This is a genomic window from Streptomyces sulfonofaciens (assembly GCF_014656295.1).
Lineage (GTDB): Bacteria > Actinomycetota > Actinomycetes > Streptomycetales > Streptomycetaceae > Streptomyces > Streptomyces sulfonofaciens.
This window is the reverse complement of the sequence record NZ_BNCD01000009.1, coordinates 266,217-287,250: the sequence shown is the minus strand read 5'-3', so window position 1 is coordinate 287,250 and position 21,034 is coordinate 266,217. Positions and strand designations below refer to the sequence as shown.

At 75.1% G+C, this 21,034-nt stretch carries 1 protein-coding gene; it reads right to left on the bottom strand.

Annotated features, from left to right (window positions below):
• Positions 1-7 precede the first annotated feature (7 nt).
• On the bottom strand, positions 8-21,031 hold the full coding sequence (locus IE313_RS17195) for a hypothetical protein (RefSeq protein WP_189933040.1): 21,024 nt from the start codon (positions 21,029-21,031) through the stop codon (positions 8-10).
• Positions 21,032-21,034 lie beyond the last annotated feature (3 nt).

Genomic DNA, 21,034 nt, shown 5'->3' with positions numbered 1-21,034 from the left:
TCGCGACTCAGCCGCGCGACTCGGTCGTCACGGGCGTGTTCGGCGGAGTCGCTGCCGGTGGGCCCGCCTCGTGCCACTGCGCCGGTGGGCCTTCGGACGGTGCGGGCTGCCGCCGGCCGTCGGCGCCGTCCGGACGGGGACCGGCGGGGGTGACGTCGTCAGGCACGTCCGGCACGGCGGCGCCGGGCCTGGGCAGGGCCGCCCGGAAGCCGTTTCCGTCGGTCGCGAGCACCACCGGCGCCTGCCCGTCCGCGCCGGGGAAGCGTGTCACGGCACCGCTGCGGGTGTCGACCAGGTGCAGGCCGATCGGCAGCACCCCGGCCGCGACGCTCGCGGCCGCCCGGGCCACCGAGTCGTTCCGGTCGTGGGACGAGCGCAGCAGGACGGCGAGTTGGCGGTGCGGGGCCAGGCCGGCCTCGGCGAGGGGCAACCGGCCGCCGAGCAACTCGGCCTGGGCGCGTTCCGGTGCGCCCAGGGCGATCCCGGCCGCGTCCAGCGCCGCGATGGAGACCTCCACACCGTCGACGGGCAGCGGACCGTCGGGCGCATCGGCCTCCGTGAGCCCGGCGGCCAGGGTGCGCCGCAGCGCGTCGGCAGGGCTCTCCCCGGGTTCCGGGGACAGCCCGCGCACCGTCCCCCCGTCCCGTTCGAGGGCATCGGCGAGCGCGTCGACGAAGCCGCTGCCCGCGCCCGGGGCCCCGCTCAGGTCCAGCACGGTCCCGTCCGGGGCGGTCAGTTCGGAGGGGCCCGACACCGTGTAGGGCGCCTCCCCCTCCCGGGCGGGCACGGCCGCGTCGAGGGCGCCCTCCGCCTGACCGGGTCCCTCCTCCTGACCGGGTCCCTCCTCCTGGCCCGGACCCTGCTCCCGGTCGGGGTCCTCCGCCCGGTCGGGGTCCTGCTCCCGGTCGGGGTCGGCCTTCCGTACGGTCTCGGCCTCCCGTACGTCGTCGGCCTCCCGCCCGGTGCCGACTTCCCGCTCGGGCACGGCACCCTCCGCCCCGGGCACGGCGGGCTGCGGATCCGCGGGCGCCTCGGTCGCCGGGCCGGTGAGCACGAGGCCGGCGGGCGGGTGCGTGCCGGGTGCCGGAGCGCCGTGCGCGGCGGTGGCGCCGGGCCGACCGTCCTGCACCGCGCCCTGGGCGGGCCGGGTGCGCGGCTCGAACCGCTCCCAGCCCGGCGTGCGCTTGCGCTGCCCCGGTGCCACGAGGGCGTCCACGTTCGACGGTCCGGTGGGGGCGTAGACCACCCGCCCGGTCTTGTCCGCGACGAGCTGCGCCACCGGCCGGGTGCCGTCCGCCGTCCCGTCCCCCGTCGAACAGGCCATCAGTACGACGGGTGTCCCCGGGGCGAGCCGGGCCAGGCTCGGGCGCCGCCGCAGGTACCTGCCGAACTCCGAGCCGCCCACCCGCACGGTGCGCAGTGCGGAGCGGCCCCCCGACTGCTTCGGACCCCCGACGACCGTCACGAGGTCCACCGCCGCCGAGTCGGCGTGCGCGTTGAAGAAGTACGGTGTGCGGCCCTCGGCGACGTCCTGCGCCCACGGCAGGTCGCGCTCCTGTTCCGACGTGGTCCGCAGCCTGCCGCCGACCAACTCCGCGGGAAGGAAGCCCAGCCGCCGGTGCAGCTCCTGCTGACTCGCCTCGCGTTCGCCCTGGGCCGCCGGGGTGTGCGAGGCGCGGCCCACCGACCGGTGGTCGGGGCCGGTGATCGTATGGGTGACCACGTCGGTGTCCAGGACGATGTCCCCGTCCACCGCGCGGATGACGCCGGGCACCACCGCAGCCCCGTCCGCCGCGCCGTCCCCGCGCGGCAGGTCGCCAGGCCGGCTGACGATCCAGTTGCCGACCGGTTCCGCACGGTCGGCCGGCCGGAACCGCGTGATGAGCCGTTTCCCGCCGACGGCGGGCACCACCTCGACCGGCCCGCTCACCGACCACACCTCGCGTCCTGTCCTGGCCGCCACCAGACGGGGCAGGTCGAGCCCGTGCGCGCCGCCGAAGGGCACGGCCAGCACCACGGGGGTGCCCGGTGGCGCCTGCCGCAGGTCGGGGTCGTCGGCCAGCAGGTCGGCGAACTCCCCCGGGTCCAGGGTCGTGGTCGTGCCGTCGCCGAGCTGGACCGTGATGCCACCGGGCGTGCCCAGCGCCTTGACGAGGAAGGGCGCAGGGGTGCCCGGGGCCGACCAGGGCGCCCTGGACATGGTGAGGGCGTAGCCCGACCTGCGTTCCTCCGCTAGGGCCACCTCGTGCGTCACGAGGCCGTCGAGTCCGCCCGCCTCGCGTTCGAGGAGCGGTGTGTAGTCCCGGCCCACGGTCCCGCGCCCACTGCCGGTGTCCGCCGTCAGCGCCGTGCTCACCGGCTCCGACGGATCCTGCCCGGGCCCGGAGTCCGCGGGCCGCGCGGCCGGCACCCGGGTCAGCGAGACCCGCAGCCCCAGGCCGTGCTGCCGGGAGAAGCGCTCCAGCCGCTCCTTGTGCAGCCGCGCCTGCCGCTCGGACGCGGCGTCGGAGTGGGTCAGCACGACCTCCTGCACGTCCCGCCAGCGAAGGTCACCGTGGATCAGGGCACCGAAGTGGGCGTCGGTGGCCGGCCGTCCGGCCGCGAACCGCCGGCGCAGCTCGCGGTCGGCGGCGAAGCCCGTCGCCTCCGCCAGGGCGAGCCGCACCGCGTTCGAGTCGCCGTGGGCGAGCAGGGGGTACAGCGAGGACAGCGTCGCGCCGTGGCCGGGGTCGGCGGGGGCGCGGACGTCGTCCGCGGTGAAGGTGTGGACCGTCCGCTCGCGTACCGCCGGCTTCCAGCGGATGACCGCGCCGCCCGGGTGTGCGGCACCGCCCCGCTGGTACCGGGTGGAGACCAGCGCGGCCGGCAGCGAGCGCTCCTCGGGGGCGGCCACCGGCGGTGCGCCCGCGGCGCTCGCCAGCACCTCGCCGAGCGGTACGTCGGGCCCGGCCGTCAGCGCGGTGAGCAGCGGGCCGCCGTTCGCCTCGCCGTCCAACGCGACATGGCTCACCAGGGACATGCCCCCGGCCAGGTGCCGGTGCACGGCTTCGAGGAACGGCTCCGCCTCGGCGTCGGGCAGGGCGTAGAGCCCGGCCGTCGCCGGGGTGGACGCGATCCGCTCACGGGCGGCCAGCATGTCCCGCGCCCCGAGCTGTTTCGCGCGCCGTTCGGCCATCACCAGGTTCAGGGCCAGGGTCTGGTCCACCCGGTCCCACACGCCCCGCCGCCGGGCCAGGGTGTGGTAGACGCGCAGGTCCTCCTCGGCGCGCTCCCCGCGGTGCTCGACGAGGAGGCGCACGGCGTCCCGGCCGTCGTCGTCCGCGCCCGTCCCGCCCGGTCCGGCGGGCGCCAGGCGCCGGCTGCGCTCCGACAGGTCCGAGTTCTCGGCCCACATCTCCTGGAGGACCTTCTCGGGGTCGCCGCCGGACACCAGCAGCCTGGTGATCCGCATGTCGGCGAGCGAGGGCACCATCCGCTGGCTGTGCGGGACCTCCTCCTCGCGGCGCCGCAGTTCGGCACGGATCTGCGCGGCCTCGGCGTGCAGCACCGCCAGTTCCTCCAGGAGGTCCTGGGACGGCGGCACGTCCGTACCGCGGCCGGACAGGGCGATGCGCAGCTCGCGGATGCGGGTCTGGCGTGCGTCGAGGCCCTCTTCCAGGTCCATGTCGGGACCGCTCAGGAACGCCGTCAGATCGGTGTCGAGCAGGGCCCGCCTGAGCCGGCCCACCTCGGCCGCCATCCGGGCCGCCTCGTCCTGGCGCCGTACGGCGTCGACGCCCGGGTCGCTCAGCATCCTGCCGATGGCGGACGTCAGCTTGCGGATCTTCCAGCGGCGCGCCTGATCGGCGTCGAAGGGGTCGTCGACGAGCGTCCCGGAGCGGCGGCGCGGGGCGTCGGCCGGATGGACGGCGACCGGCATGACGGGGTCGGCCGGGGCGGGGCCGGGCCGCACCGGGCCGTCGTGGGGAGCCGTGGTGGTGCGGGGTGCCGTGGTGGTGCGGGGTGCCGTGGTGGCGCGGGCCCGTGGCGGCAGGAGGTAGTCGGCGATCTGGCGGCGGTCCTCGGGGGAGAACCCCTTCTCGACGCGGCCGAAGAACTTCGCCGGTTTGGGCTGCCGGTGGGAGGCGCCGTACAGCCAGGCGGGGCGCCTGAAGTCCGGCAGGGGGTTCCTGGCGAGGTCCGCACGCGACATCCGCGCGGCCTGGTCCCGCAGCCGGGTCATCACCTTGCCGGTCCGGGTCGGCGGCTCGGCCACCAGGATGCGCTCGTAGCCGGTGGCCAGGGCTCCCCACGGAGTGCGCAGCGAGTTCGTTGCGGCGTGCCACTGCGCCATCCGGTCGCCGCCCGCACTGTTCGGTTCCTCCATGTAGCGGACGGTGTGGCCGATGAGGGCGAGGGATTCGAGGTTGCCGCTGCGGAAGCCGAGGTGGCGGGTGGTGCGGCTGTGGCGGTGGAGGTATTCGTAGAGCTTGAGTTGGCCGATGCGGTCGTCGCCGCCCCAGGTGCGCAGGGCGTCCTTGTCGCCTTTCCAGAAGTTGGTCAGGTTGTGGACGTTGAGGCCCTGGGCGCGGGCTTCCTGGACGATCTGCTGGTATTTGTCGCGGTGGGCGGGGTCGGCGTAGGCGTCGCCGGCGATGACGACGAGTGGGTTTTCGCCGTGGTGGGTGGAGCGTGTGGCGAGGTCTTTCAGGATCTGGCGGATGCCTTCGTAGGAGGTGTCGTGTTCGGCGTGGGCGTCGCCCTTCTTGCCGCTGAAGCGTGACCACAGGACGATGGTGTCCTGGTGGGGGGAGGGCACGGCGCCCTGGCCGGCCAGCCATGTGCCGACGGCTTCCTGGCTCTGACGGGGGAAGCCGGTGTCGTCCACCCCCCATGCCTTGCGCACCGCACGGCGCACACCCACGGTGAAGTTGCCGGCGACCCACTTGGTGCCCGCGTTGATGCGCAGCAGCACCTTGCGGTGGTCGTTGAAGTCGCCGGGCAGCTTGCGTCCGAGGATCGACTCCGCCTCCCGCTGCCCCACCTCCTCCAGCCTGCGGCCGCGGGCCTCGACCAGCCGGACCTGCGCAGGGGGGACCCCGCTGGCGAGGTAGAAGTCGGCGATGGTCCGCGCCGTGCCCGGCTTGCTCTTCTCCACGTCGAGTCCGGCCACGACGACGACGTGCAGGTTCGGGTCGGCGATCAGCGCGGCGGCGATGCCGAACTGGTCGCCGGTGGCGTACCCCTGCTGCACGAGCACCCTCGGGCGCGCCGGCCGTTCGTCGTCGAGCCTCTTCCACAGCGCGTCGGCGAGGTCGTCGTCGAGTCCGCGCACCCGCATCACCAGTGCCGCCCGGTCCGGATGGCTCAGGCCCAGCGCGCCGACCTGGACACGGGTGTCCGGACCCCAGTGCGCCTGCCGTGCGAAACGCAGCCCCTTCAGGTCCCTGACCCGTACCGTGGCGCCGACGACCGCGGGCCCGTCGAGGCGGCGCCGCATCCCCTCCGTCAGATCGCTGTCCGCCACCTCGCGGCCCCGCCGCTCCTCACCCCCCTCGCCAAGCGCTCCGGAGGCCGGTTCCAGGTGGTCGGCGGGCACCCGTGCGGGCTCCGGCCGCGGGCGGGCCAGCAGGTACTCGGAGCCGCGCCGGTACAGGGTCGCCGTCCGGCCGGCCACGGCGTCCGGTGCGGTGTGGGTGTGCGCGCTGCCGTCCTCCTCGACCACCGTGACGGTGGCGCGGTGGACGTCGGCGGCGAGCCGGGCCGCCATCCGTGCCGTGGTGTCGTCCCAGCGGCGGGCGGTGTGCAACTGGGTGCGCAGCAGGGCGCGTTCCTGCGCGGGCCGCAGCGCCACGTCGGACGGGATGCGGCCGCCGTCGCGGCGGAACCGCTCGGACTGCTCGGCGTCCAGCACCACCCCGGCCCGCCGCAGCTCGTCGTGGGTGAACGTGGCGTCCCGGTCGAGTGCCGCGGTCGAGGGGAGCCGGGCGCCGCGGACGAGTCCGACCGGGTCGCGCTCGCGGTCCGGGTGGAGCGCGGTGGCGAGCGAGGGCCAGAAGCCGTTGCCGTCCCCGGTGTGCGGCACGAGGTCGTACCGGGCGCCGTCCGGGCCGGTCAGCACGCTCCCGCGGGCATCCGCACGGACCCGCCACCCGTCGCGGGCGCCGGTCCGCCACGGCACCTCGCGGTGTGCCGGGCGTCCGGGCGCGTCCTCGGGGACGGCGGTGGTGTCCGCCGCGGCCGTGCCCTCACCGGTGCCTTCGGTGCCTGCCGTGTCCTGGGTGCCTGCCGTGTCCTCGGTGTCCCTCGTCCCGCCGGACGTCGTCGCGGCGTCCCGTGCGGGACGCGAGGCGGGCAGCGGCGGCCGGGACGGTGCGGTGCCCTCCGGCACGGCCAGCCGGTAGTGCCGGTCCTTGAGGTGCAGCACCAGGTGGGGGAGGGCGTCCGCGGCTTCCGCGCGCGGTGCGAAGTCCTGGAAGCCGCCGTCGTCGCGGACCACGGTGAGCCGCACCCCGAAGGTGCGGGCGGCCAGGGCGGGGAGGAGGTCGGCGGCACCGTGGTCCCAGCCGCCGCCGTCGTCGGCGGCGCCGGGGCGGGCCAGGGACAGGGCGGCCAGGCGGGCCCGTGCCCCTCCGGGGAGCCGGGCGTGCAGCGGGAGCTTCCCGGTGGCGTCCCACTCGCGCCGCTCGGGCGTGTCCGCGCCGAAGGAGACCCCGGCGTCAGCCAGTTCCGCCGGGCTGAAGCCGTCCTCGGTGTCGGGGGCCGTGAAGGCCAGCAGATCGGCGTTGTCCGGGTGGCCGAGCCGGGCGGCGAGCAGGTCGCGCAGCCCACCGGCCGCCTCCTGGCGCTTTGGCCCCTCCCCGGCCGCCGGGCGGTCGGGCCCCGCGGGGCCGAGGCGGTGCAGCCCCTCGGCCAGCGCGTGGTAGAAGGCGTCGCCGTCCGCGGGCACGTCGTGGAGCGTGTACCGCAGGCCCGAGGGCGAGGTGAGGGTCCCCGGGCCGCCGGGGCCCGCCTCGTCCTTCGTGCCGTGCGCGGCCTCGGCCGCCGGGGCGCCCGTGGTGTACCGCGGGAGGGGTTCCACCCCGCTCTGCGGGGGCGGCGGGGGCAGCGGGCGGTAGACCACCGGCTCCGGCTCGGTGAGGCCGGCACGGCGCGCGGGTGCGCCGGGCTCGGCGGGCTCGGCGGGCAGCCGGTGCCAGCGGGTGAGCCGGTCGGCCTCGGCCCGCACCCGGTGGAAGTCGGCTGCCTCGGCCTCCGCCCTGCGCAGCTCGGACCGCATCGCGGTGTACGCGGTGTGCAGGGCGCGCCGGACGTCCTTGAGTTCGGCGGTCACCTCGTTCAGTTGCCGCCGGGCGAGCGCCGCGTCCTGCGGGACGGCTGTGCTCCCGGTGCCCCTCGGCTCCGCGCCGTCCCGGCCGGTGGCCGCCCCGGCCCCGAGGGCGCGCTCCAGGCGCATCTTGGCGGCGGCCCGCGCGTGCCGCAGGGCGGCGTGGCGGTCCCGCAGCTCGGCGGTGGCACGGCGGTGGTCCCAGTACGCCTTGTCCGCGTCGGTCCACGCCCCGCCGGCCTTGGCGACCTGCGACCAGGCGTCGGCCACCTGGGGCGGGAAGGTGTCGTCGCTGATCAGGCCGAGGTCGCGGGCCACGTCCTCGCGGATCCAGGCGAGCACCGTGGTCCCCGCCTCCACCGCCCGCGGGCCCTGCCTGACGTGGCCGAACGGGTTCAGGTGCTCGGCGAGCCAGGTGCCGGCGCGGCTGTCCTTGACGTGCCGGTGCACCTCGGCGACGCCCAGCCAGTCGGTCGGGACGGCGAACAGGAAGCTCCGGCCGGCCTTGGGCTTGACGTTGAGCCAGGCGGTGTCCGATCCGCCCAGGCTGCGCCCGTCGGTCTCGCCCGTGTTGACCCCGGTGCCGGCGGCCTGGGGCAGGACGGAGCCGGCCGGGTCGGTGGCAAGCGCCGGCTGCCCGCCGACGACCGACTCCTGCACACCGCTGCGGGACACCGAGGTGTCCGAGCCCGCCGTGTGCCGGGTGGGGCTCTCCATGACCGTGTCCGGGGCCACCGAGAGCAGCTTCGCACGGCTGAAGTCGGGCCTTGAGTAGAAGCGGATGCCGCCGTCCGCGCCGCCCACCAGGGTGTCCTCGGACAGGCCCTCCACCGGGTAGCCCTCGGCGGTCGTGGTGTCCCGGTAGAAGGAGGTGAGCGCGGAGTTGCTGGTGCCCTCGTGCAGCGCCAGCGCGGGTGCCGTGCCCGGCCTGGTCAGCCCCGTGCGGCGGGCCCTGGCCACCGCCTCGTCCAACGCGGTCCCGGACAGCCGCGCTCCGGGCGGCACCGGCGGCACCGCACCCTGCGCGGTGGCGGTGGCGATGCCCGCCGCGGCCCGCAGCGCGCCGTCCGGGACGGGCTTTTCCGGGGTGGACACCGGGTCGGCGCCGTACGCCTGGGCGACGGCCAGGTCCGCGGCGGCCCGCAGTCCGTTCAGGCCGACGATCCGGCGGACCATGTAGCCGTTCGCGGGGAGCTCGAAGGGGGGCCTGGCGCCGCCGTCGGACCGCCAGGCGTCGACGGTGCCCCGGGTGACGGTCCCGGGCCGCCAGACGGCGACGTCGGGGCGCGGGTCGTCGAGGGCCGGGGTGCCGAGCGGATCGTCCTGCCCGGCCTGGGCGGGCACCGGGGCGGCGAGGCTGATCGGCAGTTGCTCGCGCAGCCGACCGACGTCGCCCTCGGCCTCGGCGAGCGTCCGCCCGCCGAGGTCCAGGGTGAGCCGCAGCCGGTAGGGGGTGTGGAAGTTCGCGTGCGGCTCGTTCGCGCCGAACCAGTTCATCGCCATCCGCGAGGTGGAGCGGGCGGCGGAGCTGGACGCCGAACTCGAACCCGACTCGCCGTAGGTGGGGCCCGCGGCGCTCACCACCGGCTCGTCGGTCCTGACGGACTCGCCGACATTGGCGCCGAGCGAGCGGTCGCGGGTACGGGTCAGCCGGTCGCCGACCGTCTCGGTGGCGAACCGCATGTCGAGCAGGCTGACGCTGTGGTCGAGACCCGAGAACGTCGGCTCGCCGGCGACGAGTTCCATGCGCAGCGCCGCGGTCCTGCCCCCGATCCGCAGCGAGCGCCACCCCCAACCGCCGATGCGGGTGCGGGTGCTGGTCCCGGTGGCGGCCAGTTCGTCGCGCAGGGCGCGCAGCGCGCGCGGGGTCACCAGCGCGTGGATGCGCTCCCGGCTCGCGGTGTCGACGTCGAGGCCGTCCAACTGCTCGTCGAAGTCGGCCAGCACCTGCGTGGCGTCCATGGGGTTGGCGGGGTAGGACCCGAACGGGTTCTCCCGCAGCCACCGCGGCAGGCGCCACGCCTGGGCGGTGTACCGGGGCACCTCACCGAGCCTGTCCTGGATGAGGCCGAGCCGGTGCGCGGCCTTCTCCGGCAGATGGCCGAGCCAGTCGGCGGCGAAGGTCAGGCGCCGGCCCACCGCGGTGGCGCGCGAGAAGGTGGCGAGCCGGTGCAGGGGGGAGAGGACGCCGTCGGTACGCACCGACGCGACGATGTCGTGCTGGACGTCCGCGGACACCAGGACCTTGTGGCCCTCGTCGTCGAGTTCCATCTCCGAGGTGCTGGTGCGGGTCACGGTGCGGGTCTCGCCGCGCGAGCGCCCCCAGCCCCCGAGCAGCCCGTAGGAACCGGAGAGCGAGGGGCCGACGGGGTGGCTGTGGGCCAGGCTCCCCGTGCCGCTGACGGTGAAGGTGTGCGTGTGGGTGACCGCGTGGGACACGTCGTGCGAGGCGCTGATCGTCAGGTCGTTCTCGACCTTGACCGGCTTGGACACCACCACGGGGTCGACCACCCGGGTGCGGTGGACGAGGGCACCGAGCCGGTTCAGGTAGGGGCCCTTGCCGAAGAGGCCGGTGATCCGCGAACCGGCGGGGCCCGAGGTCTGGTCGAAGCCGCCGGCCAGGTACTGCGGCTGGAACGGCCGCACCGCGGAGTCGTGCGGCGCCGCTCCGATCGTCGTGAAGTGCCAGGAGTCGCCCGAGGCGTCCTTCAGGACCTCCTCGACGCTGTTCACCAGCTCCTCGTGGGCACCGACGCTGAGGGTCTGGGGGCTCTCGTCGCCGAACGCGTCGGGGCCGTGGCCCGCGGAGGCGTCGCGGGTGCGCCCGGCCGCCAGCGCCGCGGCCTGCTCGGGATCCATCCGCTCGCTGCGCACCCGGGGCCTGCGGCGCCCGCGGGGCGCCGCGTGCGGGTCGGTGTCGGGGGTGTGCTCGTCGGGGACGGCGAGCACGACCCGGCCCACCACCGGCGCTCCGGCGTCCCCGCCGACGAGGTGGGTGCCCGGCTCCGACCTGACGAAGAAGTGCGTGCCGAGCAGCCCCAGCGACCCGATGCCCCGCCACAGGCTGCGGAACCGCCAGTAGCCGCCGACCTGCGCGGAGAGCTCCACCCGGTAGCTGTGCAACTGGGACCCGGCGGCCGTGATGGACATCGCCTCGTGGGAGACCGAGGGGCCGTATCCGCTCCTGCTGCTCCTGCCCCGGCCCCAGACGGGGCCGAGCCGGGCGGTGCCGATGTTCTTGGGGGCGCCCGCCGCGTCCTGCTCGGTGTCCCGGAGCGCGACGCTGGCCTCGAAACCGACGTCGGTGCCCCTGGCCACCTGCTGGAGCCCGTCCAGGCGCTCCGTGCCGGGCGCGCTGCCCCGCAGGATGAGGTCGTTCTGGGTGCCCTCGTAGCGGCGGTCGGTCAGCCGGCCGTCGATCCAGACCCAGCGGTAGGCGCGGGTGAAACGGCCGGGGACCACCAGGCCGATCCTGAGCCCGGTCGAGACGAGCGCTTCGAGGTTGCCCGCGACGCTGTGCTCGGACAGGGCGGTGATGACGTTCAGGGTGTTCTGGAGCGCCATCCGGTAGTGGTCGGCGTTGCGCCAGCGCGGATCGGACGGGTCGCCGAACTCCTCAAGCGGAGCGATCATGCCCGGATAGGTGTCGGCGGCGGCCCTGATCACCTGGTCGGTGAAGGACTCCAGCACGGAGCGCGGGCGGTCGGCGTCCGTCCCGGTGCGGACCAGGTCGCCGTTGCCGTAGGTGAACGCCTCGGGCCGGGCCATGCCGAGGACGGCCGGGTCGTCGTCGGTGAGGTAGACCGGCGCGAAGGGCTCGTTGCCGCTCTTGCCGCGCTCGGCGGTGCCGTCGTCCCAGCCCGCGAGACGGCGCGCCTCGGTGCGCGTCATCCTGTCCAGGCTCCAGGTGGTGAACGGCGTGGCCTCCGCGTCACCCGTCCTGCGTACGTACACGGTCTTGTCGACCAGGTAGAGCGCGGTCGGCACCTGCTTCGCGCGGCCGCCGATCCGCCGTGCGCCGGAGCCGCCGAACACCGCGCCGTGCGTCGTACTGCGCCGGTAGCGGCCGAGGAACCCGAACGCGGCCCGCAGGTTCGCGGCGTGCCCGAAGAAGCCGAGCAGATCGAAGCTGGGACCGATGACCGCGTTGACCTCTTGTGAATAGGTCTTCGACAGCGTCCGTTCGTTCTTGACGGTCTGCTGGACGAAGTGGCGCAGTTCGGCGGCGCTGGTCTCGGTGAGCAGCCTGGCCCTGCCGGGCACCACCCGGTCCACGACGAAGGCGCCCATGGGCGTGCCCGTGCCGTCGTCGGCGACCAACTGGCGGCTGCTGACCTGGCCGTGCGCCATCCGGTCCGCCATCCGCTGGAAGTTCTCCGAGGTGAAGAACCCGGCGGTCTCCGCATAGGCCGGGGTGCCCGGCGCGGCCCCCACCTTCCGCAGCGCCCAGTTGCGGATCCGGGCGACCGATCCGAACCCCTCGCTGTGCACGAGCCGGTAGTTCGACCCGGGGCCCAGCTCCATCGTGCGCGGCACCCGGCCCGGCTCCTCCCGTGCCGTCTCGCCGTCGGGGATCCGCACGGACAGCCCGCCCCGCACCCCGAAGGAGAGGTGGGGATCGCCCGGGAAGAACGGCCTGGGCAGGCCGGAGCGGCTGACGGCGGACGGGGCGCCACTCAGCCAGACGTCGTAGTGCACGTCGTCCAGGTGCACATGGGAGCCGTCCGTGCGCCGGGTCTCGCCTCGGCTGTGCGTCTGGTCCTGCATACCGAACTCGAACGCGCGCTGGTAGCCGACCGCGCCGCCCACCCGCCCGTACGCCGCGGGCCCGCCCGGCGGTCCGACGGCCACGCTGGGCGCCAGCCGGTGCGTGGTGCTCACCGACTTGACGGCGCCGAACGTGACCTGGCTGCGGTCGCCGACGTCCACCCTGACGGGGTCGCCGTGGACATCGGCGAACCGCTCCCAGTTGCCGTGCGGCCGGGTGGCGACCCGCAGCACCCGCACCCGGCCGTGCGCGTCCACGAACGGCGGGGACTCGTAGCCGTCGCCGTGGAAGACGCGGGGGGTGCCGTGCAGGGCCTGCGCCAGGTCGGCCAGCGGTTCCGCGGACCTGTCGAGGGCGAAGTGGCCGCCGATCTCGTCGACGACGTCGTCGATGCCGCGCAGGGTGACCGCGCTCGGGCCGTAGCTGCCGTCGGTGGCGTCGCCGCCGTGCTCGCCGGTCAGGTACCCGGGCAGCCGGCTGCCGTCGCTGAAGACCACCGGCCGGCCGGAGACGGACGGGGGCAGCAGGGCGCGGTCCAGGCGCGGGGGGCGGTGCAGGTCGAGCTGGGTCTCGATGCGTACGAACGGGTCCTGCGCTTCGGCGGCCTCCGAGGCTTCGGCGGCCTCGTCCGTCGGGTGGCCGGGCGGGGTGCCGGTGTCGTGCTTCGGCTCGGCCGGCGGGTCGTCGGCGAACCGGACCCGTCTGACGCGTGCCGGCGTGGGCGGTTTCGAGGCGGCGGCGGAGTCCCGCGGCTGCGCCTGCCGCCCGCCCTGACGCGCCGGGACCGACACGGCCGAGTAGTGGTCCCTGCCGTTGTAGTGCACGTACAGGGTGCGGTCCGCGTCGGGCAGGAGCGCCACGTCCCGGGCGGGATCGTCCTGGGCCACCACCACGTTCACGTCCAGGTACCCGGCCACCGCCGGTACCGCGTGGTCGAAGAACGGCGTGTTCCACAGGCGCACGTCGCGGATCGCCCGCTCCACCAGGTCCGCCGTGGACGCACCGCTGATCTCGGCGAGGGTGGGCGCCGCCCCGTCCGCCGCCCACCGCGGGTAGGCGGTGTCGAGCAGCCGGCCCCAGTACCGCTGCGCCTCGGGCCCGCCCAGGCTGAGCTCGAACCGGAGCCGCCCGCGCAGCAGGTCCCCGTGCTGCTGGTCCGTCAGCCGGGCCCGGACCGCCTCCCGGTCGGTGGTGCGCCCCGCCGCACGGTCCGCCTCCACCTGCCGGGCGACGCCGTCGGCGACCCTGGTCTGCTGGTCGGGGCTGAGCGGCGGCAGGTCAGGGTCGCCCAGCACGTGCCGGAGGGCGGGTGTGCCGAGATCCCCGACCAGTGTCTGAAGCGGGTCCGTGCCCAGCGCGTCGATGTCCTTCTTCGCCTGGGACGCGGCGAACCACCGCGCCGCGTTCTCCCGCAGGTCGCCGACGGTGGTGTCGCGCGGCGGGGAGCCGGGGTGCTGCCGGGCGGCGCCGACGAGCACGGCGGCGAAGAAGCAGTCGCCGTCCGCCGCGACGTCCAGCACGTCGAGGCCGGGCCGGCCGCCCGCCGGTGCCAGCCGCCTGGCGGTTTCGAAGGCCGGCGCCGACTCGGGCGTGCGCTCCGCCGGGCCCTTCCCCGCCCCCTCCGCGGTGCTCGCCGCAGTGCTGTTCCCGCTGTTCCCGCTGTTTCCGTTGTTCCCTTCGGGCACCCGGGTGCGCTCCTGGCCGGCGTTCTCCTCGTGGAGGGGCTCGCTCGCCGGGGCGACGCTCGTGGAGTCGCTCTCCCCCGGGGTGGCCGGGGAAGCGGGCGGGGCGTGGTCCCGGGCGGTGTCCGTGGGGACGGCAAGCCGGGCGAGGGGTGTGCCGGGGTCGGCGCGGCGGGCCGTGTCCGCGGCCGCGAGCACGGCCGCGTACTGGGCGGGGGTGGGGTCCGCGGCGGCACCGAGGCCGAGCGTGTCCCGGGTGACCCGACGCAGCAGGTCCGCCGTCATCCGCCCGTCGGTGTGGCGCTCGGCCGGGGCGCCGTCGACGCCGTTCCACCGCAGGGCGTCGACCGCGGCGAGGCCGCGCAGCAGGTCCGGGTAGCCGGCCGACTCCTCGACGTGCGTGCCGTGGGTGCCGCGCAGTGTTCTGACCAGTTGCAGGGTGCGCAGCCCCGCCCGGGGGTCCACCGGTCCCGGGCCCTCGTGCAGTCCGGCGGCACGCGCCAGTTCGCCGAGCCGTTCGCCGGACGGCTCCGGCGCGAAGACGGACCACGCGCCCCGTGCGCCGTTCTCGTCCAGGTACAGCACGGGCCGGACCCTGCCGGTGCCGTCCTTCGCCGTGCCCGCCTCGGTCGTCGGAGCGTGCACCACACGCCCCGTCACGTTCGCCACGTGCTGGGCCACGGGCAGCCCGCCGTGCTCGGGCGGTCGGCCGGTCTCGCACGAGTACAGCACGACCGGCCGCTCGCGCGGCCCGAGGTCGAGCCAGCGTTGCAGGGCGCGGCCGAACTCGCGGCCGGTGACCTCGTCGCTCGTGCCGTCCTCGCGGGCCAGTTTCACCCGGGTGGCGGTGCCGTGGCCGAACCAGTGGGAGGCGTCACCGTCCCAGTCGCGCGTCCGGGCCGGCCCGACGAAGCCCTTGCGGACGTCGTCGTAGTCGGCGTACTCCGCACTGGACACCACGAGCGGCCAGCGGTCGGCACGCTGTGCCTGGTCATGTGCCGAGTGGGAGCCGAGCCCGATCAGGCGGGCGTCCTCGCCCCGCCCCTCGCGCACCGCGTAGCGGCGCACCATCCGGTCCGGCACCAGGCGGTCGTCCAGCGTCCGCACCGACGCCTCGTCCGCACCGGGGCCGTCCACCGGCCGCACCACGACGCGCGACACCGGCGGGGGCCCGGTGGTGGGAGTGGGGGCGGGCGCGGGCGTGGTGGACCCGACCGTCGGCAGGGGCCTCGGCGGCACCGCGTCCACGGCAGCGCCCGCACGGCCCGGTGCCCCGCTCTCGGTGATCGGCTCCGTCCCGTCGCCGCGCCACCTCCTGGGCTGCTGCTGGGTGACGCTGCCGCCGTCCGTCCGGCCGCCGCGGTCCGTCCGGCCCCCGCGGGCCGTTTGCCCTGCGTGGTCCGTCCGGCCGCCGCGGGCCGTTTGTCCTGCGTGGTCCGTCCGGGCGCCGCGATCCGTGTGGCCGCCGCGGTCCGTCTGGCCGTCACGGTTGCTCTGGCCGCCGTGCATCGGCCGGCCGCCGCGGCCGGTCTGGCCGGTCTGGCCGGTCTGGACCGGTCGGCCGCCGTGGCCCGCCTGGCTCGGCCGTCCTGCTGCCGCGGTGCCCGCCGGTGGGGGGAGGAGGTAGTCGGTGATCTGGCGGAGGTCGTCCGGGGCGAACCCCTTCTCGACGCGGGCGAAGAACTTGTCCGGTTTGGGCTGCCGGTGGGGCGCGCCGTAGAGCCAGGCGGGGCGCCTGAAGTCCGGCAGGGGGTTCGTCGCGCGGTCGGCGGACGGCGTCTGCGCGGCCTGGGCCCGCAACCGGGTCATGACCTTGCCGGTCCGGGTGGGCGGTTCCTTGACCATGATGCGTTCGTATCCGGTGGCCAGGGCCCCGCGCGGGGTGCGTGATGAGTTGGTGGCGGCGTGCCACTGGGCCATCCGGTCGCCGCCCTCGCTGCGCGGTTCTTCCATGTAGCGGACGGTGTGGCCGATGAGGGCGAGGGATTCGAGGTTGCCGCTGCGGAATCCGAGGTGGCGGGTGGTGCGGCTGTGGCGGTGGAGGTATTCGTAGAGTTTGAGTTGGCCGATGCGGTCGTCTCCGCCCCAGGTGTGCAGGGCGTTCTTGTCGCCTTTCCAGAAGTTGGTCAGGTCGTGGACGTTGAGGCCGTGGGTGCGGGCTTCGTGGACGATCTGGCGGTATTTGTCGCGGTGGGTGGGGTCGGCGTAGGCGTCGCCGGCGATGATGACGAGTGGTTTCTCGCCGTGGTGGGTGGAGCGGGTGGCGAGGTCGGTGAGGATTTGGCGGATGCCTTCGTAGGAGGTGTCGTGTTCTGCGTGTGCGTCGCCTTTCTTGCCGCTGAAGCGTGACCACAGGACGAGGGTGTCCTGTTGGCGGGAGGGTTCGGCGCCCTGGGCGGTCAGCCATGTGCGGACGGCTTCCTGGTTCTGGGGTGGGAAGCCGGTGTCGTCCACTCCCCATGCCCTGCGCACCGCCCGGCGCACACCGACGGTGAAGTTGCGGGCTACCCATTTCGTGCCGTCGGAGACGCCGAGGACGAGGTCCTTGCGCTGCCGGGAGGTGGGGCGGGGGTCGACGGTGTCCAGGATCCTGCCGGCCACCGGCCGGGCGGCCGCGCCGGCCGACTCGCCGGGGCCGGCCGTGACCCGGTGCACCTGCGAGGCCGGGATGCCGCTGCCCTGGTAGAAGGCGGCGATGGCGTCGCTGGAGTCCGGTTTGCCCTGGACCCCGCCGACCAGTACGACGTGCAGATTGGGGTCGGCGATCAGCGCGGCGGCGATGCCGAACTGGTCGCCCGAGGCGTATCCGGGGTGCACCAGCACGCGTACCGGGGCCGCCGGTTCGTCGTCGAGCCTCTTCCACAGCGCGTCGGCGAGGTCGTCGTCGAGTCCGCGCACCCGCATCACCAGTGCCGCCCGGTCCGGATGGCTCAGCCCCAGCGCGCCGACCTGGACACGGGTGTCGGGACCCCAGTGCGCCTGCCGTGCGAAACGCAGACCGTTCAGGTCCCTGACCCGTACCGTGGCGCCGACGACCGCGGGCGCGTCGAGACGGCGCCGCATCCCCTCCGTCAGATCGCTGTCCGCCACCTCGCGGCCCCGCCGCTCCTCACCCCCCTCGCTCAACGCGTCGAAGGCGGGCTCAAGGGGGTCAGTGAGCATGCTCCGGGGCCCCGGCGGCACCTCCTGCCGGTCCCGCGGCCCCGACCCGCCCCGCGGCCCCGGCGAGTCCGTGTCCGTGTTCCTGCCCGTGTCCGTGCCCGTGGTGGTCGCGGTGCCCGGAGCGGCGGGGGGAGGCATTGCGGTGCGGGCGGCCGAGGGTGCGGGGGTGTGCGCGGGTGCGGTGGTTCCGTCGTCGGTCGCTTCGGTCGCTTCGGTCGCCTCGTCGGCGTCGGCGTCGAACAGCACCTCCACGTCGTCCGGGTCGTCCGGTGTGAAGACGGTGGGTATCGCGTCGTCGCTCTTCAGGTTCGGGACCGGTATGCCGTTCTGGTCCCGCCACAGATCGTCCAGCAGTCGTTCCGGGTGGGTGGTCGCGTCCGGCTCCATGAGGGCGGCGGCATCGGTCCGCAGGGTGCCGTAGGACTCGCCCAGACGCCGGGACAGGGCCTGCGCGGACTCCTCGCCGCGCACGTTCATCTCGTAGGCGAGCAGGGTGGTGAAGGAGCCGAGAAGGTCGAGTTGCTCCTGCTGCACCCCGGTCGGCGTGCCGTTGACCAGCGGACGCTGGTGGTCCAGTGCCACCCGGGTACCCGCCCAGCCCATCGCCCGCGCGAACGCGTCCCCCCTGACGCCCATCCGCAGGTGCAGTTCCGCCAGGGACAACGTCTCCTTGTCGTCCGGGTTCAGCTCGGTGACCGGTGCGGTGCCGTCCGCCCACCGCCAGTCCGACGCGCCCCGCAGTGCCCGGATGAGGGCGTCCGGCGCGTCCACGTGCAACTGCACCAGGTTGCGTCCCAGCGCCGCGGAGGTGAACTCGTTGACGAACACCACGCAGTTGTTGCGCAGCAGGTCGTAGGACGCCTCGAAGTTGCGGGAGGCGTAGTTGAACGCATGCAGCAGTTGGTCGGCGTTGATCGCATGGGTCTGGAGGATCCGGACCTGCGGATCGAGGAGCAGGCCATCCTGTTCCCCCATGACACCACCGGGAACGGAGTGGTAGCCCTTGTCCACGGCCGGATAGAAGCCGATCACCACCGGCTCCGCCCGCCCGGGCAGCAGGATGGCGACGGAGGCGTGACCCACCTGGCCGTCCCGCCACTCGGCGAAGGTCGACCCGCCAGGCCGGGCCATGACGGCCAGCCTGATGTCCTGCCGGTACCAGTCGTCGGTGTTCATCAGGTGGGCCCGCAGCGGCTCCACGAGCGCCACGAACTCCTCGAGGGTGTCGGGGGCCGGGGGAGCGCCGGCCGTGGTGCCCTCGTCGTCATCGTCGTCGTCGAACCCGGACACCCCCATCCCCGGGTCACCGTGCTCCGCCCAGCCGTCCGCGGGCCCGCCGAACAGCGAGTCGCCGTCGTCGTCGAACCCCGAGGACATCACCTCCGGACGGTCGGGACCGACGCCGGGCGTGCCCTCGCCGCTCTCACTCAGCACGTCCACGGCAGGCTCGAAGGCATCGCTGCCGCCGCTCTCGTCCGCCGAGCCGGAACCGAGCACGAACGGCGCGGACTCCACGGTGGGACGGGAGTCCGCCGCGGGGCCGGACCGCCCGACGTCCGCGGTCCCGCCCTGCGTGTCGGACGCGGGCGCCGCCGTCCCCGCGTCCGCGTCCGGCACGCCTGAGGTGGTCTCGAACGGCCCTGACGTGCTGGTGGTGACGATGCCCGACGCCGGGCCGATTCCGCCACGGCTCCCCGGGGCGCGCTCCGGGCCCTTGCCGGCCCGGTCGGCCGGGCCGGGACGCGTGCCCTCGGGGCCGACGGCATCCGCATGGTGCCGCTCGCCGCCCGCCGCCGGGGACGTGGCCGACGGCACGGGGGTGGGCGTCGTCGTGGGTGTGGACGTGGGTGTGGGCGGGGAGGAGGCGGCGACGGGCGAGGGCGGCGGCGCGGACGTCGTGGCGGGCGCAGGTGTGGGGGACGGTGTCGACGTGGGCACCGCAGGAGGCGTCACCGGGGGCCCCGTCGGCGACGTGGTGTCAGGCCCCTGCTCAAAGGACTCCGACGTGCCGCCGGGAACCGGGGTGTCGTCCGGCGTCCCCTCCTGCGCGGGCGCGGGCGCGTCCGTGGCCGGGGCGTCGTCGCCGTCGTGCCGGGGTAGTGCGTCCGGCTCGGCCGGCCGGTTCACCCCGTCCGTCCGCCCGGTGTTCCCGGCGTTCCCGGTGTGCTCGGCGTTGCCGGTGTGCTCGGTGCTCCCGGTGCTCCCGGTGTGTTCGTCCTGCTCGGTGTGCCGGGCCTGCGGGGTCTGCTCGGGCTGCTCCGTCTGGTTCGTCCGGTGGGTCTGGTCCGAGCCGGAGTCGGAGTTCGCGCCGGAGTCGGAGTTCGCACCCGCGCCGGAGTCGGAGTTCGCACCCGCGCCGGAGCTGGAGTTCGCGCCCGAGCCGGAGCCGTTGCCCGCGGCGTGGGACGCGTCGTTCCCGTCGTCCCCCGCCGCGAGGTGCCGGGGCGGCTGATGCGGGGCGGAGTCCGCCGAGACGGTGGCCGGTCTGCCGCCGCCGTCGCGCGGTGTGTTGCCGGCACCCGGGGCGTGGCTGCCCGCGGGGTCCGCCGCGGGGGCGTGCGTGGCGGGGGCGTCGGTGTGCGGAGCACCCGTGCCGGTGGAGTCCGCACCGGACACGTCGGGCCGCCCCGTGTGCACGGTGCCGGGATCCTGCTCGTCGACACTGGTGGTGCGCACCCCGGAACCGCCGGACCGGGCGTCGCCGGTCCCCGCGTCCCCACCGGTGCCCGAGCGGCCGGGGGCGCCCGCCCCGTGCCCTTCAGCGGCCGACGCGCCCGGGGGCACCGCACGGCCGCCGGTGCCCGCGCCACCATGGGCCGCGCCGTCACCGGGGCCGTCTGCGCCACGGCCCACGCCGTCGGCGGCGGACGGATTGGGGGAGTTGCCGAAGGAGAAGGTGCGGTTCGCCCACTGCCCCAGGCCGTGCGCACCCGCGCTCAGCGTCTCCTCGACCTTGCCGCTGATGCCCCCGCCCAGGAAGCTGTCCCAACTGAACGAGAAGCCGTTGCCCGTCAGGGCGCCCAGCACGCCTTCCGCGAGGGACTCCGAGCCCCCTTCGGCGACGAAGTTACGGGCGTCCGAGCCCGACTTGCCGACGACCCGCTCCAGCGTGGTCCGCTTGGGGCCGCCGCCGGGCGCGTCCGGAGTGTTCCGCGCCCGCCCGCCCGGAGTGTTCCGCGCCCGCCCGCCCGGAGTGTTCCGCCCGACCGGCCCCGGCCCGCCGGGCCCGTCCGAGTTCGGCAGGTGCCTGGCGTCCGGGCCCGGCGAACTGCTCGGATCCGGCCCGGGGGAATGCCTCCCGCCCACGTCGGGGGAGTTCTTCCCACCGAGGCCCGGCGGGGGGTCCACCTTGGAGCCGACGTCGTCCGGGAAATCCTTGAAGGGGTTGTTCTTGAGGTCGTTCTTGAAGATGTTCTTGAATATGCCGTCGAGGTCGAGAGCCTTGGAAATGCCCCCGTGGAAGAGCGCCGCCAGACCGCCCAGCGCGCCGTCGAGGGCGATCTGCCCCCAGTCGAAGCCTTTGGGGCGGGCGCCGTGCGGGGCGTCGATGAGCATGGAGAGCCGCACGGCGAAGGCCATGAACGCCTCCTCGAACGCCTCGCTCAAGGTGGGCATCAGATGGGTGCGCGACAGCAGCGCGTCCATGATCGTCAGAATGAGCACCCTGCTGCGGGCCTTGGCGACCGCCGCGTCGCCGGCCGACGAGCCGCCGCTGAAGATGGCGATCACCGCGTCGATCAGGAGCTCGACGAGCAGCCGGATCGCCTCGGCGATGACGGCACGCTTGGACTCGACGATGTTCATCGAGGTGGTGATGCGGCCCTCGGCGATCTCGTCGAGCTGGTCGGCGAACTCCTTGAGGTGGTTGGTGTCGCCGTCCTGCACGAACAGCTTCATGGATCGTGCGTAGCGCCTGCCGACCTGGGGCGGCAGGGCCGTGCTGGTGCCCAGGAGGGTCTGCTCGACGATGTCGGACAGGTCCCTGATGTTCTTGGCGAGCTGTTTGAACGCCTTGTGGCTGTCGAAGGCCAGGTCCTCGTTCGCCTGGAGGAGCCTCTCCCCGATGAGGCCGAACAGAAGGTCGTTGACCTTCTTCGAGGCCATGATAGCCATGCG

Bases quoted from the DNA above. Each gene is read 5' to 3' on its own strand.
- IE313_RS17195 (WP_189933040.1), bottom strand. From the start codon at position 21,031: ATGGCTATCATGGCCTCGAAGAAGGTCAACGACCTTCTGTTCGGCCTC.